Source organism: Pseudomonas sp. P106(2024), assembly GCF_057480815.1.
Map to the genome: position 1 here is coordinate 237,089 of NZ_JBLIYU010000001.1, position 25,124 is coordinate 262,212.

Annotated in this window: 22 protein-coding genes and 1 pseudogene; 10 read left to right on the plus strand and 13 right to left on the minus strand. The window is 61.9% G+C overall.

All coding sequences use genetic code 11. The features are described 5' to 3' along the window. Positions 1 to 27 precede the first annotated feature (27 nt). From AC25M7_RS01005 to AC25M7_RS01035, 7 genes are all read right to left on the minus strand, one after another. A complete protein-coding gene (locus tag AC25M7_RS01005; protein ID WP_486970636.1) occupies positions 28 to 870 on the minus strand; it encodes an RHS repeat-associated core domain-containing protein in 843 nt (280 codons plus the stop codon). Positions 871 to 1,321: 451 nt separating this feature from the next. Beyond that, positions 1,322 to 2,092: an electron transfer flavoprotein subunit beta gene (etfB, locus tag AC25M7_RS01010; RefSeq protein WP_028688444.1), complete on the minus strand. Its 771-nt coding sequence runs from the start codon at positions 2,090 to 2,092 to the stop codon at positions 1,322 to 1,324. A gap of 11 nt (positions 2,093 to 2,103) precedes the next feature. Beyond that, a complete protein-coding gene (gene etfA, locus AC25M7_RS01015) occupies positions 2,104 to 3,336 on the minus strand; it encodes an electron transfer flavoprotein subunit alpha (RefSeq protein ID WP_486970637.1) in 1,233 nt (410 codons plus the stop codon). Continuing rightward, positions 3,336 to 5,288: a dimethylglycine demethylation protein DgcB gene (gene dgcB, locus AC25M7_RS01020; protein ID WP_028688446.1), complete on the minus strand. Its 1,953-nt coding sequence runs from the start codon at positions 5,286 to 5,288 to the stop codon at positions 3,336 to 3,338. The genes etfA and dgcB overlap by 1 nt, the downstream gene beginning before the upstream one ends. A 207-nt stretch (positions 5,289 to 5,495) precedes the next feature. Beyond that, entirely contained in the window at positions 5,496 to 7,556 is a 2,061-nt protein-coding gene (dgcA, locus tag AC25M7_RS01025) for a dimethylglycine demethylation protein DgcA (RefSeq protein ID WP_197866254.1), read from the minus strand. A gap of 15 nt (positions 7,557 to 7,571) precedes the next feature. Continuing rightward, positions 7,572 to 8,102 carry a DUF5943 domain-containing protein gene (locus AC25M7_RS01030; RefSeq protein ID WP_486970638.1) on the minus strand — a complete coding sequence of 177 codons (531 nt, stop codon included), beginning with the start codon at positions 8,100 to 8,102 and terminating at the stop codon, positions 7,572 to 7,574. A 78-nt stretch (positions 8,103 to 8,180) separates the two neighbouring features. After that, entirely contained in the window at positions 8,181 to 9,158 is a 978-nt protein-coding gene (locus AC25M7_RS01035; RefSeq protein WP_011536164.1) for a dipeptidase, read from the minus strand. A gap of 275 nt (positions 9,159 to 9,433) precedes the next feature. Here AC25M7_RS01035 and AC25M7_RS01040 point away from each other — a divergent pair, with 275 nt between their 5' ends. Further along, positions 9,434 to 9,835, plus strand: coding sequence for a lysozyme inhibitor LprI family protein (locus AC25M7_RS01040; RefSeq protein WP_028688449.1), 402 nt, complete (start codon positions 9,434 to 9,436; stop codon positions 9,833 to 9,835). A 24-nt stretch (positions 9,836 to 9,859) separates the two neighbouring features. Here the strand turns inward: AC25M7_RS01040 and AC25M7_RS01045 are convergent, their stop codons facing one another. Continuing rightward, the gene (locus AC25M7_RS01045; RefSeq protein WP_062359778.1) at positions 9,860 to 10,804 is read right to left on the minus strand and encodes a GlxA family transcriptional regulator; all 945 of its coding nucleotides are present in this window, start codon (positions 10,802 to 10,804) and stop codon (positions 9,860 to 9,862) included. A 144-nt stretch (positions 10,805 to 10,948) separates the two neighbouring features. On the opposite strand from AC25M7_RS01045, the gene choX reads away from it, so the two are divergent. The 4 genes from choX to AC25M7_RS01065 all read left to right on the plus strand — a co-directional run bounded on the left by choX (position 10,949) and on the right by AC25M7_RS01065 (position 14,439). Beyond that, positions 10,949 to 11,893, plus strand: a complete 945-nt coding sequence (gene choX, locus AC25M7_RS01050; RefSeq protein WP_028688451.1) for a choline ABC transporter substrate-binding protein — start codon at positions 10,949 to 10,951, stop codon at positions 11,891 to 11,893. Between the two features lie 197 nt (positions 11,894 to 12,090). Beyond that, positions 12,091 to 12,975 (plus strand): 3-dehydrocarnitine:acetyl-CoA trimethylamine transferase CdhC, encoded by an 885-nt coding sequence (gene cdhC, locus AC25M7_RS01055; protein WP_028688452.1) that lies wholly within the window; start codon positions 12,091 to 12,093, stop codon positions 12,973 to 12,975. Between the two features lie 20 nt (positions 12,976 to 12,995). Continuing rightward, entirely contained in the window at positions 12,996 to 13,961 is a 966-nt protein-coding gene (locus tag AC25M7_RS01060) for an L-carnitine dehydrogenase (protein WP_486970639.1), read from the plus strand. A 10-nt stretch (positions 13,962 to 13,971) separates the two neighbouring features. Further along, positions 13,972 to 14,439, plus strand: coding sequence for a thioesterase family protein (locus AC25M7_RS01065; RefSeq protein ID WP_028688454.1), 468 nt, complete (start codon positions 13,972 to 13,974; stop codon positions 14,437 to 14,439). Between the two features lie 89 nt (positions 14,440 to 14,528). Here AC25M7_RS01065 and AC25M7_RS01070 read toward each other — a convergent pair whose 3' ends face one another. Continuing rightward, a complete protein-coding gene (locus AC25M7_RS01070) occupies positions 14,529 to 15,842 on the minus strand; it encodes a hypothetical protein (protein ID WP_486970640.1) in 1,314 nt (437 codons plus the stop codon). 89 nt (positions 15,843 to 15,931) lie between these two features. After that, the gene (locus tag AC25M7_RS01075) at positions 15,932 to 16,468 is read right to left on the minus strand and encodes a hypothetical protein (RefSeq protein ID WP_143496109.1); all 537 of its coding nucleotides are present in this window, start codon (positions 16,466 to 16,468) and stop codon (positions 15,932 to 15,934) included. A 675-nt stretch (positions 16,469 to 17,143) separates the two neighbouring features. Here AC25M7_RS01075 and AC25M7_RS01080 point away from each other — a divergent pair. Together AC25M7_RS01080 and AC25M7_RS01085 are read left to right on the plus strand one after the other, a co-directional pair. Continuing rightward, positions 17,144 to 17,314: pseudogene (locus AC25M7_RS01080) on the plus strand (IS3 family transposase); the annotation flags it as partial. 203 nt (positions 17,315 to 17,517) lie between these two features. Continuing rightward, the gene (locus AC25M7_RS01085) at positions 17,518 to 17,775 is read left to right on the plus strand and encodes a hypothetical protein (protein WP_028688456.1); all 258 of its coding nucleotides are present in this window, start codon (positions 17,518 to 17,520) and stop codon (positions 17,773 to 17,775) included. Positions 17,776 to 17,836: 61 nt separating this feature from the next. On the opposite strand, the gene gbdR is transcribed toward AC25M7_RS01085, so the two are convergent. Then, the gene (gbdR, locus tag AC25M7_RS01090; RefSeq protein ID WP_028688457.1) at positions 17,837 to 18,943 is read right to left on the minus strand and encodes a choline metabolism transcriptional regulator GbdR; all 1,107 of its coding nucleotides are present in this window, start codon (positions 18,941 to 18,943) and stop codon (positions 17,837 to 17,839) included. Between the two features lie 389 nt (positions 18,944 to 19,332). Beyond that, on the minus strand, positions 19,333 to 20,709 hold the full coding sequence (locus tag AC25M7_RS01095) for an L-serine ammonia-lyase (protein WP_028688458.1): 1,377 nt from the start codon (positions 20,707 to 20,709) through the stop codon (positions 19,333 to 19,335). 444 nt (positions 20,710 to 21,153) lie between these two features. Here AC25M7_RS01095 and AC25M7_RS01100 point away from each other — a divergent pair, with 444 nt between their 5' ends. From AC25M7_RS01100 to choV, 3 genes are all read left to right on the plus strand, one after another. Continuing rightward, positions 21,154 to 22,101 (plus strand): choline ABC transporter substrate-binding protein, encoded by a 948-nt coding sequence (locus AC25M7_RS01100; RefSeq protein ID WP_069015877.1) that lies wholly within the window; start codon positions 21,154 to 21,156, stop codon positions 22,099 to 22,101. An 81-nt stretch (positions 22,102 to 22,182) separates the two neighbouring features. After that, a complete protein-coding gene (choW, locus tag AC25M7_RS01105; RefSeq protein WP_172402369.1) occupies positions 22,183 to 23,031 on the plus strand; it encodes a choline ABC transporter permease subunit in 849 nt (282 codons plus the stop codon). Next, on the plus strand, positions 23,028 to 24,206 hold the full coding sequence (choV, locus tag AC25M7_RS01110; RefSeq protein ID WP_028688460.1) for a choline ABC transporter ATP-binding protein: 1,179 nt from the start codon (positions 23,028 to 23,030) through the stop codon (positions 24,204 to 24,206). The genes choW and choV overlap by 4 nt, the downstream gene beginning before the upstream one ends. Positions 24,207 to 24,344: 138 nt before the next feature. On the opposite strand, the gene hisF is transcribed toward choV, so the two are convergent. Beyond that, complete coding sequence (gene hisF / locus AC25M7_RS01115) at positions 24,345 to 25,115, minus strand: imidazole glycerol phosphate synthase subunit HisF (RefSeq protein ID WP_008091498.1); 771 nt, start codon at positions 25,113 to 25,115, stop codon at positions 24,345 to 24,347. Positions 25,116 to 25,124 lie beyond the last annotated feature (9 nt).

Sequence of the window (25,124 nt, forward strand, 5' to 3'; positions counted from 1 at the left end):
CCGAATACTATCTAGCCAGGTGACTAATCAGCTTCGTCTTAGCGATTCAGCAGAACTAGGAAGATCAGACTCGCTATCCGAACTCGACGAGCCTGGACTTCTGCCTCGGAGTTCTACCACGCTGTGCCGCGGCTCGAATGTGCGAAGTACTACTTGGTTTTCTTTGGTCATACTCTTCATTGCGATTTCTTTTGCATGTCGAGTCCGGAAACTTTCGCGGGTATAACTGGCCACCTTTTCACCGACTTCCCGAACTTTTTCAAGGCTTAACGTACCGCCTTTCAGCAGATCACTCATAAATAAATATGCAGTCGTTCCAACTCCATTTATCGCCGTTGTCCAGTTAGCATAATCATCACCCAACGGATCGCCGTGATACTGCAACAGAGCACCATACATACCTACACCGCCAACTGCTGCTGTGGCGAGCGTGACAACGGTATCTTTAGCCGATGGCAGTGTTCTATTGTAGAGACTACTGACTACCATTTTACCTGCCGTATAGAGTGCCGGCGCGTTCCCCATCACTGTCGCCTTGTATCCAGGGAAATTGCCACTTGGGTCGGTCATGTTGACAGGGTCACCTTTGCAGTACGCATAGGGGTTCAGGCCTCCGGCAGCAAATGGGCTTAGTGCATCGGGTGAATGGAAGCGCATCAGCTGAGGGTTGTAGGACCTGCGGCCATTGCCCAGCAGATAGCTGCCTGAGATTGGCTCACGAAACTGGCCTGAGAAGCCTGTGCATGCGAAACCCGTTCGCGAAGAACGGTCACCGTAGGGGGTATAGGAGACAGGCGCACTCCCTGACGTCCCCCGTACAAGGCTAGGACTAAGTAGATGGTCTGTGACCAACAGCTTTGCCGTGAACATAGATAAGCCCCTGTCTGACCTGGCAGCAACACTACCACCGCCTGTCAGGGAGCGTTAACTAGCAAAATTACCAGGGTCATGCAGCCCGCCTGGTAAAGTGGGTCCTCTTTTCAACAACTCACAGGCACAGCTTCGCCTGGCTGCTTCCGACCATTGATGAACAAAAAATAGTCACTCCTCCACAGTCCAATGAGTCCGGTGCTTGCAGCCTTGCACAAACAACTTGTCCACAGAGACATGAACAAGCTTTGTTGACAACCCCCTCCAATCAAGGTCTGTGCATATGTCTGTGCATATCTCATATCAATCCCAGTTCGCTATAGCTTCCATGATGAATGGAGATGCCAGTGCTCAGAAATTGAACAAACCTGCAGACACATTGATTGACAAGGGCTTCAGCGGTATTCGAACAGTTTATCCACAGCGTGACCAACAGTGAATGTGGGCAAAATCAGCGTAGTACCCCCTCCTCTACCAGCAGCTTGAGAATAGCCTCGGCGCCTTCCTGTGGAGATACATCCTTGAGCACCTTGCCCCCCCCGCCACTGGCCTTGGCCGTGGCGGCCTTCATGCGGTCGGCGCCGCTCTTGGCCTTGATCACCTTGAGCCGCTTGGGCCGTGGCCTGGCCGGTTGCAGGGCATCCTCGGCCAGCAACGAATCCTCAATCACTGCCACATTGCGCGCCGCCAATACACCACGCCGGGCCGGGCCGAACGCCGATTGTCGAGGCTTGGGCGCAGCGTTATCCACAGTTGCCAGCAATGGCAGGCGCACCTTCAGGCGACGCCGCTGACCCCTTGGCAGAGCCTGCAACACCTGGGCGGTACCGTTGTCGATGGACTCGACCTCGGCCAACCCCACCACCAGCGGCCAGCCCAGCTTCTCGGCCAGCAGGAACGGCAGCATGCCCGAGCCTTCGCCGGTTTCGGCCTGGCTGCCGGTCAGCACCAGCTGGGCACCCGCGTCGCGCAGATAATCGCCGAGCACGCCCAATACATCGGCGCCGGCGGGTTGTTCCAGCACATCCAGATGATCCAGCCCCATGCCCAGGTAGGCACGCAGTGCCTCTTCGCGAGGATCGCCGGCGTGCACCACCTGCAAGTTATCCCCAGCCAGTTGCAAGCCCAGTTCCACGGCACGGGCATCCTGCTCGGCGCGGCGGGCGCGGCCGGAGCTGGGGTGGGCGCCGATCGAGACCAGGCTGATGACTTTCGTACTCATGCTCGCTGCCCCTATGCCGCGTCGCGCTGGCCGCCGCTGCGGAAGTTGTCCACAGCCTCGATCAGTGCCTTGAGAATTGCCGAGCTGTCACCAATCACCGACAGGTCAGCTCGCTTGATCATGTCGCAGCCCGGGTCCATGTTGATCGCCACCACCTTGTCGCAGGCACCGATACCCTGCAGGTGCTGGATGGCACCGGAGATACCCACAGCCACATAGACCCGCGCCGTGACCCAGGTGCCGGTGGCGCCGACCTGGCGGTTGCGCGGCATGAAGCCGTCGTCCACCGCCACCCGCGATGCGCCCTCGGTGGCGCCGAGGGCCGCCGTGGCCCGGTGGTACAGGTCCCAATCCTTGACGCCGTTGCCGCCGGAGACGATGAACTCGGCCTCGGCCATGGCGATGGCCGCCGGGTCCACGGCCACCGAACCCAGGTCTTCGATACGCGACAGGCTGCGTGCCACGCCTGTGGACAACTCCACCGGCAACGCTTCATGACGGGTTTCGCTGACCGGCTCGGCACATTCGGCGGCGGCCAGGATCAGGCGTGGCACACTCCGCTGGATATCCTGCTGGGCGGCACCGGCACGACCGATGCACTGGCCGTCCTTGACCTGCCACACCCGCGTCGCAGGGCGTTCGCCCAGCGCCGCGGCCAGGCGACGTCCCAGTTCGCCGCCACCGGTACGGCTGTCAGGCAGCAGCCAGTGACGCGGCGCGAACTGGTTATCCACAGCCCGCAGGCCCTGGACCAGCTGCTCCGGTGCATAACCTGCGAAGGCCTCGCCCTCGATGACCAGCAAGCGATCGACGCCGGCTGTGGAAAAGTTGTTTTCCTTGTGCTCGCCAAAGACGATGGCCAGCACCGCGCCGTCGCCGCCGGCAAGGCTGTGGGCAAGGCCCAAAAGGTCACGGTCATGGCTGCCCAGGCGACCACCGACCATGTCCGGGACCACGGCAATGTAGAAGGCCGGTTGCGCCACGCTGTGCAGCGGCAACTGCACTTCGGCGGCCGCGCTGCGTCGCCCGCCGACACCGGTGCCCTGCTGGGCGCCGCTGCGGTCGATGCGCTTGAGGCCGCTGGGGCCGATGAAGCCGGCGGCGATCGCGTGCGGGTTCTTGCGGATGATCCCGTGCGGGCCCATCCAGCTCGTCTGTTGCGTCTGCATCGCCGCGTGCTGCGGATGCAGGCGGTTACGGGCGATCCACTCGGCGCGTGGGTCGCGGCGGATGATGTCGCTCATCAGTGCACCTCCGCAGGTTCACGTTTGGCAGCCTGCGACTTCGCGGTTGCAGGGGCTTCGTCTTCGATCAGCACATCGGCGACCAGCTCGGCCAGGTCCTTGATCTGCGGACGCGGCTCGACCACGCCTTCGAGCATTGCCGTGCACTGTGGACAACCCACCGCCACCAGCTCGGCCTCGGTCTCGCGGATATCGTCCATGCGCATGTCGGGAATACGCTGCTTGCCGGGGATGTCGGTGATCGGCGCACCGCCGCCACCGCCGCAGCAGCGGGAACGGAAGCCCGAGCGCTGCATCTCGCGCACTTCGATGCCCAACGCCTTGAGCACTTCGCGCGGGGCTTCGTATTCGCCGTTGTAGCGGCCCAGATAGCACGGGTCGTGATAGGTAACGCTGCCGCCCTTGTGCTGGCCGAGGTTGAGCTTGTTCGCGGCGATCAGCTCGGCAATGTAGGTGCTGTGGTGCTGCACCTGGTACTCGCCGCCAAGCGCACCGTACTCGTTCTTCAGCACATGGAAGCTGTGCGGATCGCAGGTGACGATGCGCTGGAAGCTGTATTTGCCCAGGGTCTGGATGTTGCGCTTGGCCAGTTGCTGGAAGGTCGCCTCGTCGCCCAGGCGACGGGCCACATCTCCGCTGTCGCGCTCTTCAAGGCCGAGCACGGCAAAGTCCACGCCCGAGGCCTTGAGCACTTTGACGAAGGCCCGCAGGGTGCGTTGGTTGCGCATGTCGAAGGCGCCGTCGCCGACCCAGAACAGTACTTCGGTGCGCTTCACCTCGGACAGCAGTTTCAGGTTGAGGTCGGCCGCCCAGTTCATCCGCCCGCCCGGGGCGAAACCGCCGGGGTTGTCGGTGGCGATCAGGTTGTCCAGCACCTCGGCACCCTTGTTCGGCGTGGCGCCCTTTTCCAGGGTCAGGTGGCGGCGCATGTCGACGATGGCATCGACGTGCTCGATCATCATCGGGCATTCCTCGACGCAGGCGCGGCAGGTGGTGCACGACCACAGCGTCTCGGCATCCACCAGGCCGTTGACGATCGGCTGGTGCGGATGGCCGCCATGCTCGCCGACCGGCTTGCCCGGGTAAGGGCTGCCGGCGAACTGTGCGTCGGTACCACCGGCCAGGCCGATGACCATGTCCTGAATGAGCTTCTTGGGGTTCAGCGGCTGGCCGGCGGCGAACGCCGGGCACATGGCCTCGCACTTGCCGCACTGCACGCAGGCGTCGAAACCGAGCAGTTGGTTCCAGGTGAAATCGACCGGCTTTTCCACGCCCAGCGGTGCATTCGGGTCTTCCAGATCCAGCGGCTTGAGGCCGGTGGAGCGGCCACCGCCGAAGCGCTCGGCACGGCGGTGCCAGGCCAGGTGCAGGGCACCGGCGAAGGCGTGCTTCATCGGGCCGCCCCAGGTCATGCCAAAAAACAGCTCGGACACGCCCCACAGCACACCGACACCCAGCAAGACGACCAGCACCCAGCCGCCAGTACCTTCCGGCAGGATGCCAGCAACCGGAAGCGTGGCGATGAAGAAGCTCGCCGCGAACATCAGCAGGCTTTTCGGCAGGCGCATCCATGGGCCCCTGGACAGGCGTGAAGGCGGATCGAGCCGGCGTTTGAAGACGAAAAGCGCGCCAGTGAACATGATCACCGTGGCCACCAGCAAGGCATAGCCGAGGATCGTGCTGTGCAGGCCGAAGCCGTGCACCAGGATCGCCAGCACGGCCGACAGCACGAAGCCGCCGGCGGTGGCCACGTGGGTCTTGGACATGTACTTGTCGCGCTCGACCACATGGTGCAGGTCCACCAGGTAGCGCCGTGGCATGGCCAGCAGGCCACCAATCAGGTCAACCTTGCTCGGCCGCCCACGCCGCCACATGCGCACCCGGCGCAGGGCGCCGAGCACCGCCAGGCCGAGGGCGGCGAACAGCAGGATGGGTAAGAGGGTGTTCAACATGGGAGGCTCCCACAACAGCTAGAATCCTGCGCCGCTCTCAAGGGCGGCACCGACCCCTGTAGGAGCGGCCTTGTGTCGCGAAAGGGCTGCAAAGCAGCCCCTGGGGCTCAGCAGTGATGCACAGATCCCGGGGTCGCTTCGCGACCCTTTCGCGACGCAAGGCCGCTCCTACAGGGGGCCAATCCCGCCTCTAGAGAGGCGGTGCGATCAGAAGTCCTTGCACAGCCGCAAGGCGTCATAGATCGCCGCATGCACGTTGCGCTGGGCCACGCAGTCGCCGATGCGGTACAGCAGGTAGCCCTCGCCCGGTTGGCTGAGGATCGGCTGCGGCTTGATGGCGAACAACGCCTCCACGTCTATCTGGCCCTTGTTGCGCGAGCCGTCCTTGAGCGCGTAGTACAGCTGCTCGTCAGGGCGCACGCCGTTCTCCACCACCACCTGGTCGACCACGCGCTCTTCCTTGGCGCCGGTGTACTCGTTCTCGAGCACCGCCACCAGCTTGTCACCCTCGCGGTAGACCTTCTCCAGCATCATGTCGCCGGTCATGATCACTTCTTTGGGGTACATGCTGCGGTAGTAGGTCGGGAAGGTCGTGCCGCCCATGGCCACGCCCGGCTTGATATCGTCGGTAACGATCTCGACCTGGCTGCCCTTGTCGGCGAGGAAGTCGGCAACCGACATGCCGGTGAATTCGCAGATGGTGTCGTACACCAGCACGTTCTTGCCCGGCGCGACCTTGCCGTCGAGCACGTCCCAGCTGCTGACCACCAGCCCTTCGGCGGCGCCCCAGTGCTCGTTCTGCTCGAGGAACGAATGGCCGCCCACCGCCAGCACGATGATGTCCGGGCGCAGGTCCTGGATGGTGTCCACATCCGCAGCGGTACCCAGGCGCAGGTCGACCTTCAGGCGGGCGAACTCCAGCTGGTACCAGCGGGTGATGCCGGCGATCTGGTCGCGCTGCGGCGCCTTGGCGGCGATGGTGATCTGTCCGCCGATCTGGTCTTTCTTCTCGAACACGGTGACGTCGTGGCCACGCTCGGCGGCGACGCGGGCCGCTTCCATGCCAGCTGGGCCTGCGCCCACCACCACCACCTTGCGCTTCGGCCCGGTGGACTTCTCGATGATGTGCGGCACGCCCATGTATTCACGGGAGGTCGCGGCGTTCTGGATGCACAGCACATCCAGGCCCTGGTACTGGCGGTCGATGCAATAGTTGGCACCGACGCACTGCTTGATCTGGTCGATCTGGCCCATCTTGATCTTGGCGATCAGGTGCGGGTCGGCGATGTGCGCGCGGGTCATGCCGACCATATCGACATAGCCGCCTTCGAGGATGCGTGTGGCCTGGTTCGGGTCCTTGATGTTCTGCGCGTGCAACACCGGGACCTTGACCACTTCCTTGATGCCGGCCGCCAGGTGCAGGAACGGCTCCGGCGGGTAGCTCATGTTGGGGATGACGTTGGCCAGGGTGTTGTGGGTGTCGCAGCCCGAGCCGACCACGCCGATGAAATCGAGCATGCCGGTGGCGTCGTAGTAGGCGGCGATCTGCTTCATGTCCTCGTGGCTGAGGCCATCGGGATGGAACTCGTCGCCGCAGATACGCATGCCCACGCAGAAGTCATCGCCGACTTCCTTGCGCACGGCCTTGAGCACTTCCAGGCCGAACTTCATGCGGCCCTCGAAGGTGCCACCCCACTCGTCGGTACGCTTGTTGACCCGCGGGCTCCAGAACTGGTCGATCATGTGCTGGTGCACAGCCGACAGCTCGACGCCGTCCAGGCCGCCCTCCTTGGCGCGACGCGCGGCTTGCGCGTAGTTGCCAATCACCCGCCAGATCTCTTCCACCTCGATGGTCTTGCAGGTGGCGCGGTGCACCGGTTCGCGGATGCCCGACGGCGACATCAACGTCGGCCAGTTGAAGCCGTCCCACCGTGAGCGACGGCCCATGTGGGTAATCTGGATCATGATCTTGGCGCCATGCTTGTGCATGGCGTCGGCGAGGTTCTGGAAGTGCGGGATGATGCGGTCGGTGGACAGGTTGACCGACGACCACCACTCCTGCGGACTGTCGATGGCCACTACCGACGAGCCGCCGCAGATGGCAAGGCCGATGCCGCCCTTGGCCTTCTCTTCGTAGTACTTCACGTAGCGGTCGGTGGTCATGCCGCCGTCGGTGGCGTAGACCTCGGCGTGCGCGGTGCTGAGCACACGGTTGCGGACGGTCAGCTTGCCGATCTGAATCGGCTGGAACATTGCTTCGAAGGCCATGACGCTATCTCCGGCTTACAACGGCTTTGTAACGAACAGGCCATCTTCGTGGCCTTCTTCCGACCCGCCGTAGACCTGTTCGGCCACGGTGCGGATCGAGCTGCCGCGGGCAGCGAGAATCTGGTCCATGGCCCCGGCGAACCAGCCGGTGAACATGTAGTCGACCTTGCGGCCGCACTTGCCATACACGTACACGAACGCCGAGTGCTTGAGCTTGACGCTGCAGGTACCTTTGTCCAGGTCGATGTCCTGGATCTGGAACAGGCCCCAGCCACGCTGGGACAGGCGCTTCATGTAGTGCTCGAACACCGCCACGCCCTCCAGGCCATGGCACTCGCCTTCTTTCTCGCACCAGTGCCAAGCGGACTTGTAGCCGGCCTTGTAGAGGATCTCGGCGTACTTGTCGGCGCCCAGCACTTCCTCGATGCCCATGTGGTTGTTGACGAAGAAATGCCGTGGCACATAGAGCATCGGCAGGGCGTCGCTGGTCCAGACACCGGTCTCGCTGTCGACTTCGATTGGCAATTGCGGGGCGATCTTGGCCATGGAAACTCAACTCCATAAAATTTTTTGTTTGGATGCCCCGGCGTTGCTGGCAGGGGCTTTCAGGCTTGGAGAGCGGCTTTACTCGCCCCACACATCCTTGAGGACGTTGACCCAGTTCTCGCCCATGATCTTGCGCACCACGCGTTCAGAGTGGCCGCGCTTGAGCAGGGTTTCGGTCAGGTTGGGGAACTCGCCGACGGTACGGATACCCAGCGGGTTGATGATCTTGCCGAAGTTGGTCAGGCGCCGGGCGTAGCCCTTGTCGTGGGTCAGGTACTCGAAGAAGTCCTGGCCGTGGCCCTGGGTGAAGTCGGTGCCGATGCCGATGGCGTCCTCGCCGACGATGTTCATGGTGTACTCGATGGCCTCGGCGTAGTCGTCGATGGTCGAGTCGATGCCCTTGGCCAGGAACGGCGCGAACATGGTCACGCCGACGAAGCCGCCGTGGTCGGCGATGAACTTAAGCTCTGCGTCGGACTTGTTGCGCGGGTGTTCCTTCAGGCCCGAGGGCAGGCAGTGGGAATAGCAGACTGGCTTCTTCGACTCGAGGATGACCTCTTCGGAGGTCTTGGAGCCAACGTGGGACAGGTCGCACATGATGCCGACGCGGTTCATCTCGGCGACGATCTCGCGGCCGAAGCCCGACAGGCCACCGTCACGCTCGTAGCAACCGGTGCCGACCAGGTTCTGGGTGTTGTAGCACATCTGCACGATGCCCACGCCGAGCTGCTTGAACACGTCGACATAGGCGATCTGGTCTTCGAACGCATGGGCGTTCTGGAAGCCGAAGAGGATGCCGGTCTTGCCCAGCTCCTTGGCCTTGCGGATATCGGCGGTGGTGCGCACCGGCATCACCAGGTCGCTGTTCTCGCGGATCAGTTTCTGGCTGGAGGCGATATTGTCGACGGTGGCCTTGAAGCCCTCCCACACCGAGACCGTGCAGTTGGCCGCGGTCAGCCCGCCCTTGCGCATGTCCTCGAACAGCTCGCGGTTCCACTTGGCAATGATCAGGCCGTCGATGACGATGCTGTCGGCGTGAAGTTCGGCTGGGCTCATCAGGCTGTCCCCTTTTATTGAAGTCTGCATGCGCCGAACCTTGTGCCGGCGCTTTGGGGCCAGCATATGCCTGCCGCCCGAGGCGCCCCGATGCAAAAACGACAGGGGGTTTGCCGAAAGCGTCAATGGCCGATCCGGCACGCTCTGGCACGGCGCTCGGCAATGAGAGCGAGTCTCGACAACGACGTTTGATGAACATTTCGTCAGGGAGCTATCGCCCGAACCTGCGCTGAGCGAGAATCCAGCGATTGGTCAGCCTGTTCAGGAGAAATTGGATGAAATCAATGGCATGGCTGGTTCTGCTGGCGGTCGCGGGTAGCACGCACGCCGCCGAGGAAGAAAGCACGCCTTGCGACAACGTCGAGACCGAACAGCAGGGGTATGCCTGCGCGGCCTACAACAAGCAGACCGCCGAGCGCGAACTGAAAGCGGCCTATGACGACCTGATGCAACGCATCCGCGACCAGTACGCGGATGAAAGCGACAAGGCCGCGGCGCTGAGCGGCAAGATGGAGGCAGCCGAAAAGCTGTGGGCACAGTTGCGCGACGCCGACTGCAAGGTCGAGACCTGGGCCGAGAAGCCGGGGAGCAAGGCGTACGAGGCGGCGTGGGATACCTGCGTGGCGCAGCGTAGCGACGAGCGCTCGGAATACCTGCAGTCGATCGGACAGCAGTGATTGCCTGCCCCGCGAATGCTCACTTCATGACACGACCAATCGCCGGTCTTCCCGCGGGCACCGCTCGAACCGTGTCCGATAGCAGCGGGTGAAATACGACGCCGACTCGAACCCGCACGCCACTGCCACCTCCAGCACGCTCATGTCGGTCTGGCGCAGCAGCTGGCGGGCCTTGTCCAGTCGCAGCCGCAGATAGAAACCGCTGGGCGTGTCGGCCAGGTACAGGCGAAACAGCCGCTCCAACTGGCGCCGGGTCACCTGCACACCATCAGCCAGTACCTGGGTGTTAAGCGGCAGCTCGGTGTTGCGCTCCATCTCGCCGATCACTTTCACCAGCTTCTTGTTGCGCAGCCCGTAACGCGTGGCGATCTCCATGCGCTGGTGGTCCTGACGCGGACGGATGCGCCCCAGCACGAACTGCTCGGAAACCTGCACCGCCAGCTCACTGCCGTGGGCCTGGGCGATCAGGTCGAGCATCAGGTCGATGGAGGCCGTGCCGCCGGCACAGGTGATGCGCCGACGGTCTATCTCGAACAGCTCCTGGGTCGCCTGCAGGCGTGGATAGCGCTCCTTGAACGCCTCCAGTGCCTCCCAGTGCAGGGTCGCCCGGTGACCATCGAGCAGACCGGCCTCGGCCAGCACCACTGCGCCGGTGTCGATACCCCCGAGCACTACGCCTTCATGGTCGAGACGACGTAGCGCTTGCTGCAGCGCCGATCCATAGCACGCCAAGGGCTCGAAGCCGGCCACCAGCAGCAACAGCCGCCCGTGCCCGCCCTCCCCCAGCGCGCCATCGGCATTCACCGACATGCCGTTGCTGGCCTCTACCGCGCCACCGTCCAGGCTCAGCACGCGCCAGCGGTACAACGGGCCACGGAAGCGATTGGCCACGCGCAGCGGCTCGATGGCACTGATGAAACCCATGGCGGAAAAGCCGGGTAGCAACAGGAAGTCTATGGTTTCCGGCATCGCATGCTCCGCGCAAAGGTGGTCGCCTCCGTGCAAGTGTTGGTCGCCAGGGTGCGATTTTCCACCCTGTCGCCAGCGTAGCGTGTTCTCACGGCCCGCAGAGGCCGGACCCATAACAATACGCACTGCCGATGGAGAGCCACCATGCAACGCTTTATCCGCCGCAGCCTGTTGTCCCTCGTGCTCAGCACCACCGTAGCCGCACCGCTCTTCGCCGCCGAACCCGCCGTCTGCAAGGACGTGCGTCTGGGCGTGGTCAACTGGACCGACGTGATCGCCACCAGCGCCATGGCCCAGGTGCTGCTCGATGGTCTGGGCTACCAGACCAAGCAGACCAGCGCCTCGCAGCAGATCATTTTCGCCGGTATTCGCGATAAGCGGCTGGACATGTTCCTCGGGTACTGGAACCCGATCATGACCCAGACCATCACCCCATTCATCCAGGCCAACCAGGTCAAGGTGCTCGACAAGCCAAGCCTGGAAGACGCCCGCGCCACCCTGGCCGTGCCGAAATACCTGGCCGACAAAGGCCTGAAGACGTTCGCCGACATCCACAAGTTCCAGAAGGAACTGGGCGGCAAGATCTACGGCATCGAGCCAGGCTCCGGCGCCAATACCCAGATCAAGGCGATGATCAGCAAGAACCAGTTCGACTTGGGCAAGTTCCAGCTGGTCGAGTCGAGCGAGGCCGGGATGCTCGCCGCGGTGGACCGAGCGGTACGACGCAAGGAAGCGGTGGTGTTCTTCGGCTGGGCGCCGCACCCAATGAACGTGAACATCGACATGGTCTATCTCGGCGACAGCCAGGACGCCCTGGGCCCGGACGAAGGCCGCGCCACGGTGTGGACGGTGACCGCGCCGGACTACGCCGAACGCTGCCCCAACGCCCACCGCCTGCTGGCCAACCTGAACTTCAGCGCCGAGGACGAGAGCCGGATGATGCAGCCGCTGCTCGATCACAAGGACGCGCTGGAGTCCGCCCGCCAGTGGCTCAAGGACCACCCCGAGGACAAGGCCCGTTGGCTCGAGGGTGTAACCACCTTCGATGGCAAGCCCGCCGCGGACAACCTCAAGCTCACGGCCAACTGACAGAACCTCATCGCCTACTCGCACACCGACAGGTCAACCCGATCGGTGTAGGAGCGGCCTTGTGTCGCGATAGGGCAGCAAGGCGGCCCCCGGACTTCAACGCCGCCACATAAATCCTGGGGCCGCTGCGCGGCCCTATCGCGACGCAAGGCCGCTCCTACAGAGATCCGGTCCATAGTCACAAAAAGGAATCCACCATGAACCACGACGTCATCATCACCTGCGCCCTCACCGGTGCCGGCGACACGGTCGCCAAGAGCCACCTGGTCCCGGTCACCCCGAAACAGATCGCCGAATCCGCCGTCGAGGCCGCCAAGGCCGGCGCCACCGTGGTCCACTGCCACGTTCGCGATCCGCAAACCGGCCGCTTTAGCCGCGACGTCAACCTCTATCGCGAAGTGATGGAGCGCATCCGCGAGGCTGACGTGGACATCATCGTCAACCTCACCGCCGGCATGGGCGGCGACCTGGAGATCGGCCCGGGCGAGTCACCCATGGAATTCGGCCCAGGCACCGACCTGATTGGCCCGCTGGAGCGCCTTGCCCATGTCGAGGCACTGCTGCCGGAAATCTGCACCCTCGACTGCGGCACCCTCAACTTCGGCGACGGCAACGCCATCTACGTCTCCACCCCGGCCCAGTTGCGCGCAGGCGCCAAGCGCATCACCGAGCTGGGCGTGAAGGCCGAGCTGGAGATCTTCGATACCGGTCACCTGTGGTTCGCCAAGCAAATGATCAAGGAAGGCCTGCTGGACGACCCGCTGTTCCAGCTGTGCCTGGGCATCCCATGGGGCGCGCCGGCGGATACCACCACCATGAAGGCGATGGTCGACAACCTGCCGGCCAATGTCACCTGGGCCGGCTTCGGCATCGGCCGCATGCAGATGCCCATGGCCGCCCAGGCGGTGCTGCTCGGCGGCAACGTCCGGGTCGGGCTGGAGGACAACCTGTACCTGGACCGTGGCGTGCTGGCCAGCAACGGCCAGCTGGTGGAACGGGCGATGGAAATCATCACCCGCATGGGTGCCCGCGTGCTCAGCCCGGCAGAAGGCCGGGAAAAGATGAACCTCAAACGCCGCTGATATTCCTGTAGGAGCCCGATATGCCATTCATCACCGACATCAAGACCTTCGCCGCCCTAGGTAGCGGCGTAATCGGCAGCGGTTGGGTCGCCCGCGCCCTGGCCCATGGCCTGGACGTGATTGCCTGGGACCCTGCGCCCGGCGCCGAGGCCATGCTGCGCAAACGTATCGCCAATGCCTGGCCGGCCCTGCAGAAGCAAGGTCTGGCGCCCGGCGCCTCACAGGATCGCCTGACTTTCGTCACCACCATCGAGGCGTGCGTGCGCGACGCCGATTTCATCCAGGAGAGTGCCCCCGAACGCCTGGACCTCAAGCTCGACCTGCACGCGAAGATCAGCGCCGCCGCCAAGCCGAATGCGATCATCGCCAGCAGCACCTCGGGCCTGCTGCCCAGCGAGTTCTATGAGTCGGCCACCCACCCCGAGCGCTGCGTGGTGGGCCACCCGTTCAACCCGGTGTACCTGCTGCCACTGGTGGAAATCGTCGGCGGCCGAAACACCAGCCCCGACGCCATCGAAGCGGCAAAAGCCCTCTACACCGCGCTGGGCATGCGCCCATTGCATGTGCGCAAGGAAGTCCCCGGCTTTATCGCCGACCGCCTGCTCGAAGCGCTCTGGCGCGAGGCCTTGCACCTGGTCAACGACGGCGTCGCCAGCACTGGCGAGATCGACGACGCGATCCGCTTCGGCGCCGGTCTGCGCTGGTCGTTCATGGGCACTTTCCTTACCTATACCCTGGCTGGTGGCGACGCCGGCATGCGCCACTTCATGGCCCAGTTCGGCCCCGCGCTGAAGCTGCCCTGGACGTACCTGCCGGCACCGGAGCTGACCGACAAGCTGATCGACGATGTGGTGGAAGGCACCTCGGAACAGCTGGGCGAGCGCAGCATCGCGGCCCTGGAGCGCTATCGTGATGACACACTGCTGGCGGTACTGGAAGCGGTGAAAACCAGCAAAGCCAAGCACGGCATGGCCTTCGGCGACTGAGGAGTAAACGATGCCCGCCCTGATCACCTACCGTACCCGGGTGTTGCCGGAATGGGTCGACTACAACGGCCACCTGCGCGATGCCTACTACCTGCTGATCTTCAGCTACGCCACCGATGCGCTGATGGAGCGCATCGGCCTGGATGCCGATGCACGAGGGCAGAGCGGGCATTCGCTGTTTACCCTAGAGGCGCATATCAACTACTTGCACGAGGTAAAGCTTGATACTGAGGTGTGGGTGCAGACATTCATTATCGGCTTCGACAAGAAGCGCCTGCACCTGTACCACAGCTTGCATAGAAAGGACTTTGAGGAAGCCCTCTCCGCCAGCGAGCAACTGCTACTGCACGTGGATATGGCCGGACCAAAGTCTGCGCCGTTTACGGCGAGTTCCATCGAACAACTGGAAAACCTGGTCACTGGGCAAGATAGCCAACCGCATTCACTGTACGTTGGCCGAACCATTCGCATTCCTTGAACGTAAGATCAGGCTCGAGCGAGAAGATTACCTCGACCACCAGCGTGCCTTCTCACTCAGAGCCCACCTAAATACACTCAACCTTGATTTCAGGGATAGAACTTGGACACATCATCCCTAACCTCATTAAAAAGACGAACATTATCACTATGCTCCTTAGTACCCAAACGCACTGAAGCAAAAGTAGCTTTAGGGTCAGAAAATTGACCCATATCATAATGATCACATCCATTTTTTCCGCAATCAAACTTACCCATTATCGTATGATACTTAGCACCGTTGGCAAAAAACTCATGCGCGAATCTGTATGGATGTTCACCTGGATCGGGATATCCAGATTTCCATGTATGCTCCCCGCCCAAGAGATGTCCAAGCTGATGCGTCAGAATGTCTGATTCGTGTGCAACATGGATCAATGCAAAGGCAGTTTCCTTTCTTGCCGAGACATAAGCCTGGCCACCAAAAAATGGATAAGCAACTGCAGTGACAACCAAATCAGCCTGCTTCGACTCTCTCTGTTCAGCAATTTGTCTTGCGACAGGCGTGTTTGGCCCACGGACCTCCCTCAGTATTTTTTTTGGGTCCTGTTCAAGCTCAGCCTCCTTCAAACTCGAGGCATAATACCCAGCGTACTCAAACTCAAGGTCAACATTACTTCTCCGAAACACCTGAGAGCTCGATGCCAACATTGCCCTAATCCTGCCTTCAAAAGACGGATCAACTGCACGCGCCTCCTGCGTACTAACGAACATGACCCGAATAACACTACGCGCCCTGGGCTGTGAACCATTCACTGCTTTTTTCAGTTTTTTACCCTGCGACTCACGTATAGGATCACACTTTAAATTAGAATCCGACCCAAATTTAATGAGAGCATATCGCCCCGCACCCGCATTTTCCAAACGATAAAATTGTCCTGGCAGATATATCTCACCGCTCAGTCGCTGCCCTTGCCGCACCAGCATAATTCTGCTGACAGGATCTATATCAACCTCACCAGGAGATGTGTGGTGTTGTTTTCGATCGGAAACGATGTCTCCAAACCAATACGTAGTATTGTTACCTTCTTCATAGACATTACGTTGCTGAAACTTTACAATATCTCCATTTGGTAGCGACACCAAAAGCCGGCCAACCCCTGCCTTGACCAAGGCCGGATTGACATCAATGAAACGCGCATATTCTATGTTCCTCGATTGCCCCAGTGCTTTAAGGAAATTGACGTCTGCATCGCTAGAGGCCAGCGTCGACAGCCTCTGGAGATCCATCGCTTCCTTGATATCATAAAGTTTTTGCTCATCATCCATTGATGAAACCTGCGCATGACTTGCCACTCCACAAGCCGACAGCAGAAGCACCTGTAAAAATGCGAAAAGCCACGTAGTCCTTCGTTGAATAATCATCCTATTCTCCTTGAACATATGAGCAAGCAGTACACAACCAGGCACAATGCAAATACTTAAACAAGCCAGAAGACCAGCCGCAAGCAGCCTTATTGATCAAGCTTCCAGGAGGTAATATGGGTTATCTTACCGAACAACTCCTCATTCCATATCGTTATTTCCAGAGGCTGAAGAATATTTGGATGTTCCCACACCGATTTCTTTATATCTGCAATCATCCGCGGAAATAAATTGGGTTCAGGAAGCATCCCCTGAACGCACAGCGCAGCCTCGCCTCGCGCCGTTTCAAAACAGATAACGCGAAAGCCAAACCAGAGTAGAAATCGAATTGACCCGAGCTCAGGCATATATTCCTTCCCTTCTCTCCTACACCCCTCCTCAGAAGTATGACAACTATTCTCCGCCAGCGCTTGTAGCATCGCAGGACATAGTGGCGCATTTCCGTGATCAGGCACGATTACACTGCATAGAAATCCACTCGCTGCGAAAGACCCCGTATAAAAAGAAACCTGCAATTCGTTTGCAGACGGCGTCGCCCCCTCGGGCTTCGGGGTGGAACACCCCGAAAAAACAAAGACCAGTACAGTCCATAGCAAGACAGCATGAATTCCGCATAGTTTGTTCATGTCCTTACCTCCCTATCCTCAGATTATGCTGTCGTCGCCCACCAGTGACATGCCAACGCTCGAACAAAAAGTATCTGCCATAATACTTAACTAACTATCACACAGCCCGCAACTGGCAAAATTATCAGGTAGTTTGCGTGCCCCCAAAAGTCCTGGAAAGCCGTGAGCTTCCGGGATCAAGAGCAACATCCACTGCAAGGCCCCCGGTGTCAGGATAGTGGCCGCCTCGCCTGATTTACCTGAAACCAGACACAGGGGCGCAAACAGAGCCGTTGTGCCGTACTATTCCTCTGAGCGCAAAGCCGAATTCCTCAAGATGTTGCTCCCTCCATTCAATCTGACGATGGCCGAGGGCGTTCCTGAAATGTCTCTGTACACCTGACGTCGGCAAGCCAGTACCAAAGGATCCGTAGTGGTGTCCGCCCCCAAACACCCGACCGAGAGTTAGTCGGTGGAGGTGAAATTCGCTGCAGTCACCGAGTGTGCCAGCCTGTCCGAGATTGAATTGGGCGAATACTGTCGTCGCAAAAGCTTGTATGCCAAGCAGATAACCGCGTGACGGCAAGGGCTTCTGAGCGCAATGGCGTCTCAACAAGCGCAACCCAAGGTTGATCGGGAACAAGCCCGGCAGGATCAGAAATGCATCAAAGAACTTGAGATTGAACTGCGCTGCAGCTTCGAACTGCCGGACAGAGGCAGCACCGAGGACGTGCTCAGCGCCCTGGACGTAATGCCGAGCCGACAACACATGCGACCCAGGCACCGAATCGTGTGTGGTCGTGGGACATCACATACTTACCGTCTTCGGTGCGTGGTCAGTACGACTACCTGTATCTGATCGAGGAGTGACGCGACAACTAGTTTGAAAAACGCCGAGAGTGACCAAGCCCCCGGTGCCGTGACATCAATCTGCGGCCCTCCTTTCCCGACGATTTAGCCGTAAACGACCTGTTCGTAGTCAAAGCAGCCATCGTGACAATCCGCCCTTGCCGCCCCGGAGCATCGGACACAGAATCAATTGAAAACAACAGCGGCGAAGGACATTAGTCATGATGCATGCGGACTTGATCGACCAGGACGACCTGCTGGGCCAGCTGCGCTCGCGGGGTTTCGACATTCCGGCCGGCGCCAGCGCCGAGCAGGCCTGCGAGGTGGTGATACGCGGACTGACCGAGCCCAATGCGCGGGCGCTGAAGGGCATGGTCGAGCAGATGTACACCGGCAGCGCGACGATCCTGCCGGCCGTGCGCCAAGCCATCGACAAGCAGTTGCTGCCGGCGTTGGCGCAGTTCAACAAACGTGCCTGAAGCATTGACTGGCCCTTTGTAAGAGCGGCCTTGTGCCGCTCCTACAGGGACCGATGTTCAGCTACAGGCGCACACTGGCAAAGGTCGACTCGTTACGCGCCTGGCTCAGCGCCGCCATCGGCCCGCTGTGCGGTGACAAGGCCATGGCTTGCGGAATCGGCATCATTGCCACCTGCTGGGTGGTGTTCGAGCCCACGCGCTCGTCACGCGGCGGAATGCCGAAGTACTCGCGGTAGCACTTGGAGAAGTGCGGCGTGGACACGAACCCGCACACCGACGCCACCTCGATGATCGACATCGGCGTCTGCTTGAGCAATTGCCGGGCACGGATCAGGCGTAGCTTGAGGTAGTAGCGCGACGGCGAGCAGTGCAGGTACTTCTGGAACAGTCGCTCGAGTTGGCGCCGCGACACGGCCACGTACACCGCCAGTTCGTCCAGGTCGATCGGCTCCTCGAGGTTGGCCTCCATCAGCGCGACGATTTCCTGCAGCTTCGGCTGGTTGGTGCCGAGCATGTGCTTGAGCGGCACGCGCTGGTGGTCCTGTTCGTTGCGGATGCGTTCGTAGACGAACATCTCGGAGATCGCCGCCGACAGCTCACGGCCATGATCGCGGCTGATCAGGTGCAGCATCATGTCCAGCGGCGCGGTGCCGCCGGAGCTGGTGAAGCGGTTGCGGTCGAGGGTGAACAGGCGGGTGCTCATGTTCACCCGCGGGTAGGCTTCCTGCATCGCCGCCAGGCATTCCCAGTGCACGCTGCAGTCGAAACCGTCGAGCAGGCCGGCGCAGGCCAGCGCCCAGCTGCCGGTGCACACCGCGCCCAGGCGGCGCGACTGGCGGGCCTGGGCCTGTAGCCAGGTGACGTGCTCGCGGGTGACGGTGCGCTGGATGCCCACACCGCCGCAGACGATCACGGTGTCGATCGGGGGCGCGCTGTGCATGGCGGCATCGGGGGTGATCTGCAAGCCATCACTGGCCCAGACTTGGCCACCGTCTACGGTCAGAGTATGCCAGCGGTAGAGCTCGCGACCGGACAGCTGGTTGGCCATGCGCAGCGGCTCGACCGCCGACGCCAGGGAAATGAGGGTGAAGTTGTCCAGCAGGAGAAAGCCGATGGACTGGGGTGCTGTGCGGTTCTGGGTTGGGGTCCCGGAGGTGTACGACGTCATCGCGATTTCTCCTCACACAATGCAGGGTGTGCCTCAGGCGAGCACTGTTCTTGTAATGGCCCCGTTTCGTATGCAGGGGCTTTGCCAATCTCAACGCAAATGGCATGCCTGAAATTGAACGCTCATCCAATAAAACCCAAAAACGACGTCGGCATGCGCCTTCCAGCGGGCCGGGTGATGAACGTCAGTTCAAACGCAAACGGGCGCGCCAGCGCCCCTGCGCGTCACCGCTGAGCAATTCGGTAGCACTTGTGGGAAAGTTGCCCAGATGCGACAGACTTGAGTGTCACCGACAATGACCCTGCTGGTAACGACAGGCGACGGCCGGTAGATGACAACCAGTGCGCCAGAATGTGGCGCATCGGTCACGCGCGGGCCAGAACGGCGCATCAGCATTCGATGACGCTGACCGCCAGGCCCCCACGGGAGGTTTCCTTGTACTTGTCATGCATGTCGGCGCCGGTGTCGCGCATGGTGCGGATCACCTGGTCCAAGGAGATGAAATGATCGCCATCACCGCGTAAGGCCATCTGCACGGCATTGATCGCCTTCACCGCAGCGATGGCGTTGCGCTCGATGCAGGGCACCTGCACCAGGCCACCGACCGGGTCGCAGGTCAGGCCAAGGTTGTGTTCAAGGGCGATCTCGGCGGCGTTCTCCAACTGCGCCGGGGTGGCGCCAAGCACGTCGGCCAAGCCTGCGGCAGCCATGGCACAAGCCGAACCGACCTCGCCCTGGCAACCAACCTCGGCGCCGGAGATCGAGGCGTTCTTCTTGCACAGGATGCCCACTGCCGCCGCGCCGAGGAAGAAGTCCACCACATTGGACTCATCCACCGCATCGGAGAACCGCATGTAGTAGTGCAACACCGCCGGGATGATGCCCGCCGCACCGTTGGTGGGCGCGGTGACCATGCGCCCGCCAGCGGCGTTCTCTTCGTTGACCGCCAGGGCAAACAGGTTGACCCACTCCATGGCGCTCATGGTCGAGCCGATCACGTTAGGCTTGCCCAGCTCCTGCAGGCTGCGGTGCAGGCGGGCGGCGCGGCGGCGCACATTGAGCCCTCCCGGGAGGATGCCTTCATGCTTGAGGCCGTTGTTCACGCACTCCTGCATGGCTTGCCAGAGCTTGAGCAGGCCGGCGCGGATCTCCGCTTCGCTGCGCCAGACCTTTTCGTTCTCCAGCATCAATTGCGACACGCGCAGGTCGTTTTGCTTGCACAGGCGCAGCAGTTCGGCGGCGCTGTCGAAGTCGTAGGGCAGCACGGTCTGGTCGGCGTCCAGCACGCCGCTGGCGGCCTGGGCGGCATCGACCACGAAACCGCCGCCCACCGAGTAATAGGTGTCGCGGTGCAGCTCGCCCGCCTCACCTTCGGCGATCAGGGTCATGGCATTGGGATGGTACGGCAGGTTCTCGTCCAGCAGCAGCATGTCGCGGGCCCAGACGAACTCGATGGGCAGGTGGTTGTCGAGCTTGAGCACGTTGGTTTCGCGCAGGTCGGCGATGCGCGGGGTGATCTGGCTGGGGTCGATGGCGTCGGGCCATTCGCCCATCAGGCCCATGATCGTGGCGTTGTCGGTGCCGTGACCGACACCGGTGGCCGACAGCGAGCCATACAGCCTCACTTCGACGCGCCGCACCCGCTCCAGCTCACCGCGCTCGCGCAGCCCCTGGACGAACAGCGCGCCGGCGCGCATGGGGCCGACGGTGTGTGAGCTGGAAGGCCCGACACCGATCTTGAACAGGTCGAACACGCTGATGGCCATTGTCGCATCACCTCTTGATGGGCTTGTCTCGCAGCGCCGAACACCGCCTTGCGCAACTGCTAGGCTGAAAGCTCGAGCCGCCTCGGAATGCTCGCATCATCGGGCTTTTGCCCACCCCCTCGCCGTCTGCAACCGACGTACTTTTGTCCAGCAGCGCCGCCACTGCACCGGCCCTGCGTGCGCCGTTTTCCAGCGCCGGGACGCCGCAAAAACCGAGGCCGGGGGGTGGAAAAATCCAGTTGCGACATCGTCCGTACTGGATGCGACCCGTCCTGTACTGGATACGACGCCACCAGTAGGCGATTGCCGAACGCTGGAGGATTATCGAAAGCGACTCGTATTGCACGGCCTCGCATCCTGCCCTCTGCAGGCCTGGTCGACCGGAGCCCTGAGAACGCCCGGCGACCCACGCGAACCCGAAGATAAAATCACAGGAGTCCATCCATGAAAGCTTCACCCAAGCTGTTGCTGGTCGCGTTGCTGTCCGCTCCGCTGCTGGCCCAGGCCGCCGAACCCGAGCAGTGTCAGACGGTGCGTTTCTCGGATGTCGGCTGGACCGACATCACGGTCACCACCGCGACCACCAGCGTCGTGCTCGAAGCCCTGGGCTACAAGACCCACACCACCATGATCTCGGTACCGGTGACCTACAAGTCGCTGGCCACCGGCAAGGACCTGGACGTGTTTCTCGGCAACTGGATGCCGACCATGGAGAACGACATCAAGCAGTACCGCGACGCCGGCACCGTCGAGACCGTGCGCGCCAACCTGGAGAACGCCAAGTACACCCTGGCCGTGCCCCAGGCCCTGTATGACAAGGGCCTGAAGGATTTCGCCAACCTGCCCAAGTTCAAGCAGGAGCTCAAGGGCAAGATCTACGGCATCGAACCCGGCAACGACGGCAACCGCACCATCCAGAAGATGATCGACGACAACGCCTTCGGCCTGAAGGACGCCGGTTTCCAGATCGTGCAGTCCAGCGAGGCCGGCATGCTCGCCCAGGTAGAGCGGGCGCAGAAGCGCGACGAGGCGATCGTGTTCCTCGGTTGGGAACCACACCCGATGAACACCCGCTTCAAGATGCAGTACCTGACCGGCGGGGACGCCTACTTCGGTCCCGATTTCGGCAAGGCCACCGTGCTCACCAACACCCGCAAGGGCTATGCGCAGGAATGCGCCAACGTCGGCCAGTTGCTGAAGAACCTGTCGTTCGAGCTCAAGGATGAAAGCACCATGATGGGCTATGTCCTGGACGACAAGATGAAACCCGAGGCGGCGGCCAAGAAATGGCTCAAGGACAACCCCGGCAAGCTGGATGCCTGGCTGGCCGGCGTGACCACCGTGGACGGCAAGCCCGGCCTCGAGGCGGCCAAGGCCAAACTGACGCAATAACGCAAGACGCAATGGCAACACCTCGGGGCGGGACCGTGCCCGCCCCGGACTGATTTCAATCTTTGCAGGTGGAAGCTCGCTATCATGCTTATCGATCAGAAAATACCCCTGGGGCAGTACATCGCCTCATTCGTCGAATGGTTGACCCAGAACGGCGCCAGTTACTTTGACGCCATCGCCGCAGGCCTGGAATTCATGATCCATGGGGTCACCAGCGCCCTGACCTGGTTCAACCCGTTCGTGCTCATCGCCCTGTTCGCCGCCCTCGCGCACCTGATCCAGCGCAAGTGGGCCCTCACCGTCTTCGTCGCCCTGTCGTTCCTGCTGATCCTCAACCTGGGCTACTGGCAGGAAACCATGGAAACCCTGGCGCAGGTCACCTTCGCCACGGTGGTCTGCGTGGTCATCGGCGTGCCGCTGGGCATCGCCGCCGCGCACAAACCAATGTTCTACACCGCCATGCGCCCGGTACTGGACCTGATGCAGACCGTGCCCACCTTCGTCTACCTGATCCCGACCTTGACCCTGTTCGGCCTGGGCGTGGTGCCAGGACTGATTTCCACCGTGGTGTTCGCCATCGCCGCGCCCATCCGCCTCACTTATCTGGGTATCTGCGACGTGCCGCAGGAACTGATGGACGCCGGCAAGGCCTTCGGTTGCTCGCGCCGCCAGTTGCTGACCCGTATCGAACTGCCCCACGCCATGCCGAGCATCGCCGCCGGCGTGACGCAATGCATCATGCTGTCGCTGTCGATGGTGGTGATTGCCGCCCTGGTCGGCGCCGACGGCCTGGGCAAACCCGTGGTCAACGCACTGAACACCGCCGATATCTCCCTGGGCTTCGAAGCGGGCCTGGCCATCGTGCTGCTGGCAATCATGCTCGACCGTATCTGCAAGCAACCGGAGCTGCCGGTAAGGGGTGAGGCATGAGCATCATTCGTTTCGAAGACGTCGACGTCATTTTCTCCAGCAAGCCGCGCGAGGCCCTGGCCCTGCTCGACCAGGGCAAGACCCGCGAGCAGATCCTCAAGCAAACCGGGCTGGTGGTCGGTGTCGAGAAGGCCAACCTGGACATCAACAAGGGCGAGATCTGCGTGCTGATGGGCCTGTCCGGCTCTGGCAAATCCAGCTTGCTGCGCTGCATCAACGGCCTCAACACCGTGAGCCGCGGCAAGCTGTTCGTCGAGCATGAAGGCAAGCACATCGACATCGCCCACTGCACCCCGGCGGAGCTGAAAATGATGCGCACCAAGCGCATCGCCATGGTGTTCCAGAAGTTCGCCCTGATGCCCTGGCTGACGGTGCGCGAGAACATCAGTTTTGGCCTGGAGATGCAGGGCCGTCCCGAGAAGGAACGGCGCAAGCTGGTGGATGAAAAGCTCGAGCTGGTGGGCCTGACCCAGTGGCGAAACAAGAAGCCGGATGAACTCTCGGGTGGCATGCAGCAGCGCGTCGGCCTGGCCCGGGCGCTGGCGATGGACGCCGACATCCTGCTGATGGACGAACCGTTCTCGGCCCTTGACCCGCTGATCCGCCAGGGCCTGCAGGACGAACTGCTGGCCCTGCAGAGCAAGCTGAGCAAGACCATCGTCTTCGTCAGCCACGACCTCGACGAGGCCCTGAAGCTGGGCAGCCGCATCGCGATCATGAAGGACGGGCGGATCATCCAGTACAGCAAGCCGGAAGACATCGTGCTCAACCCGGCCGACGAGTACGTGCGTACCTTCGTCGCCCACACCAACCCGCTCAACGTGCTGTGCGGCCGCAGCCTGATGCGCAGCCTGGACCAGTGCAAGCGGGTCAACGGCTCGGTGTGCCTGGACCCGGGAATCGACTCATGGCTGGACCTCGGCGAGGGAGGCTCGCTCAAGCGCGCGCGCCAGGGCCAGAACGGGCTGGATATGCAGAACTGGGCACCGGGGCAGGATGTGGAGCTGCTGGAGCGCAGGCCGACCGTGGTGCACGCCGATATCGGCATGCGCGAGGCGCTGCAGATTCGTTACCAGACCGGCAACAAGCTGGTGCTGCAGGATAACGACAAGGTGGTGGGGATTCTTGGGGATACCGAGCTTTACCATGCCTTGCTTGGCAAGAACCACGGGTGATGCCTCTGGGGCCGCTTCGCGGCCCTTTCGCGACACAAGGCCGCTCCCACAGGCACGACGCCAGCCTCAGGTGCAGTGCTGTACTTGTGGGAGCGGCCTTGTGTCGCGAAAGGAGGGCGAAGCCCTCCCAGCGCTCTGTCAGCGAACGACGATCCCACGCGAAGCCATATAGGCCTTCGCCTCAGGCACCGTGTACTCGCCAAAGTGGAAGATACTCGCCGCCAGCACCGCGCTGGCGTGGCCTTCCAGAATTCCGTCCGCCAGGTGTTGCAGGTTGCCCACGCCACCGGAGGCAATCACCGGAATCCCCAACGCATCGCTGATCGCCCGGGTAACACCCAGGTCGAAGCCGTTCTTCATGCCATCCTGGTCCATGCTGGTCAGCAGGATCTCGCCGGCGCCCAGGCCTTCCATCTTTTTCGCCCACTCGACGGCATCCAGCCCGGTCGGCTTGCGCCCGCCATGGGTAAAGATCTCCCAGCGCGGCGTTTCGCCCGGTCCAGAAACCTTCTTGGCGTCGATGGCAACGACGATGCACTGCGAACCGAAACGGTCCGCCGCCTCACCCACGAACTCAGGGTTGAACACTGCCGCGGTGTTGATCGAGACCTTGTCGGCACCGGCGTTGAGCAGGTTGCGGATGTCCTGCACGGTACGCACGCCGCCACCGACGGTCAGCGGGATGAACACCTGGCTGGCCATGCGCTCGACGGTATGCAGGGTGGTGTCACGGCCATCGACGCTGGCGGTGATGTCCAGGAAGGTGATCTCGTCCGCGCCCTGCTCGTTGTAGCGCCGGGCAATCTCCACCGGGTCGCCGGCATCGCGGATGTTCTCGAACTTGACGCCCTTGACCACCCGGCCGTTGTCCACGTCCAGGCAAGGGATGATGCGCTTGGCCAGTGCCATGGTCGCTCC

What these genes read in the sequence shown, in the direction of transcription:
- AC25M7_RS01035 (WP_011536164.1), bottom strand. Translation starts at nt 9,158, where the DNA reads ATGAGCCCAGCCGAACTTCACGCCGACAGCATCGTCATCGACGGCCTG.
- AC25M7_RS01040 (WP_028688449.1), top strand. Translation starts at nt 9,434, where the DNA reads ATGAAATCAATGGCATGGCTGGTTCTGCTGGCGGTCGCGGGTAGCACG.
- AC25M7_RS01070 (WP_486970640.1), bottom strand. Translation starts at nt 15,842, where the DNA reads ATGATTATTCAACGAAGGACTACGTGGCTTTTCGCATTTTTACAGGTG.
- etfB (WP_028688444.1), bottom strand. Translation starts at nt 2,092, where the DNA reads ATGAGTACGAAAGTCATCAGCCTGGTCTCGATCGGCGCCCACCCCAGC.
- etfA (WP_486970637.1), bottom strand. Translation starts at nt 3,336, where the DNA reads ATGAGCGACATCATCCGCCGCGACCCACGCGCCGAGTGGATCGCCCGT.
- AC25M7_RS01065 (WP_028688454.1), top strand. Translation starts at nt 13,972, where the DNA reads ATGCCCGCCCTGATCACCTACCGTACCCGGGTGTTGCCGGAATGGGTC.
- hisF (WP_008091498.1), bottom strand. Translation starts at nt 25,115, where the DNA reads ATGGCACTGGCCAAGCGCATCATCCCTTGCCTGGACGTGGACAACGGC.
- dgcB (WP_028688446.1), bottom strand. Translation starts at nt 5,288, where the DNA reads ATGTTGAACACCCTCTTACCCATCCTGCTGTTCGCCGCCCTCGGCCTG.
- AC25M7_RS01095 (WP_028688458.1), bottom strand. Translation starts at nt 20,709, where the DNA reads ATGGCCATCAGCGTGTTCGACCTGTTCAAGATCGGTGTCGGGCCTTCC.
- cdhC (WP_028688452.1), top strand. Translation starts at nt 12,091, where the DNA reads ATGAACCACGACGTCATCATCACCTGCGCCCTCACCGGTGCCGGCGAC.
- choV (WP_028688460.1), top strand. Translation starts at nt 23,028, where the DNA reads ATGAGCATCATTCGTTTCGAAGACGTCGACGTCATTTTCTCCAGCAAG.
- AC25M7_RS01085 (WP_028688456.1), top strand. Translation starts at nt 17,518, where the DNA reads ATGATGCATGCGGACTTGATCGACCAGGACGACCTGCTGGGCCAGCTG.
- choX (WP_028688451.1), top strand. Translation starts at nt 10,949, where the DNA reads ATGCAACGCTTTATCCGCCGCAGCCTGTTGTCCCTCGTGCTCAGCACC.
- AC25M7_RS01045 (WP_062359778.1), bottom strand. Translation starts at nt 10,804, where the DNA reads ATGCCGGAAACCATAGACTTCCTGTTGCTACCCGGCTTTTCCGCCATG.
- dgcA (WP_197866254.1), bottom strand. Translation starts at nt 7,556, where the DNA reads ATGGCCTTCGAAGCAATGTTCCAGCCGATTCAGATCGGCAAGCTGACC.
- gbdR (WP_028688457.1), bottom strand. Translation starts at nt 18,943, where the DNA reads ATGACGTCGTACACCTCCGGGACCCCAACCCAGAACCGCACAGCACCC.
- AC25M7_RS01075 (WP_143496109.1), bottom strand. Translation starts at nt 16,468, where the DNA reads ATGAACAAACTATGCGGAATTCATGCTGTCTTGCTATGGACTGTACTG.
- AC25M7_RS01100 (WP_069015877.1), top strand. Translation starts at nt 21,154, where the DNA reads ATGAAAGCTTCACCCAAGCTGTTGCTGGTCGCGTTGCTGTCCGCTCCG.
- AC25M7_RS01030 (WP_486970638.1), bottom strand. Translation starts at nt 8,102, where the DNA reads ATGGCCAAGATCGCCCCGCAATTGCCAATCGAAGTCGACAGCGAGACC.
- AC25M7_RS01005 (WP_486970636.1), bottom strand. Translation starts at nt 870, where the DNA reads ATGTTCACGGCAAAGCTGTTGGTCACAGACCATCTACTTAGTCCTAGC.
- AC25M7_RS01060 (WP_486970639.1), top strand. Translation starts at nt 12,996, where the DNA reads ATGCCATTCATCACCGACATCAAGACCTTCGCCGCCCTAGGTAGCGGC.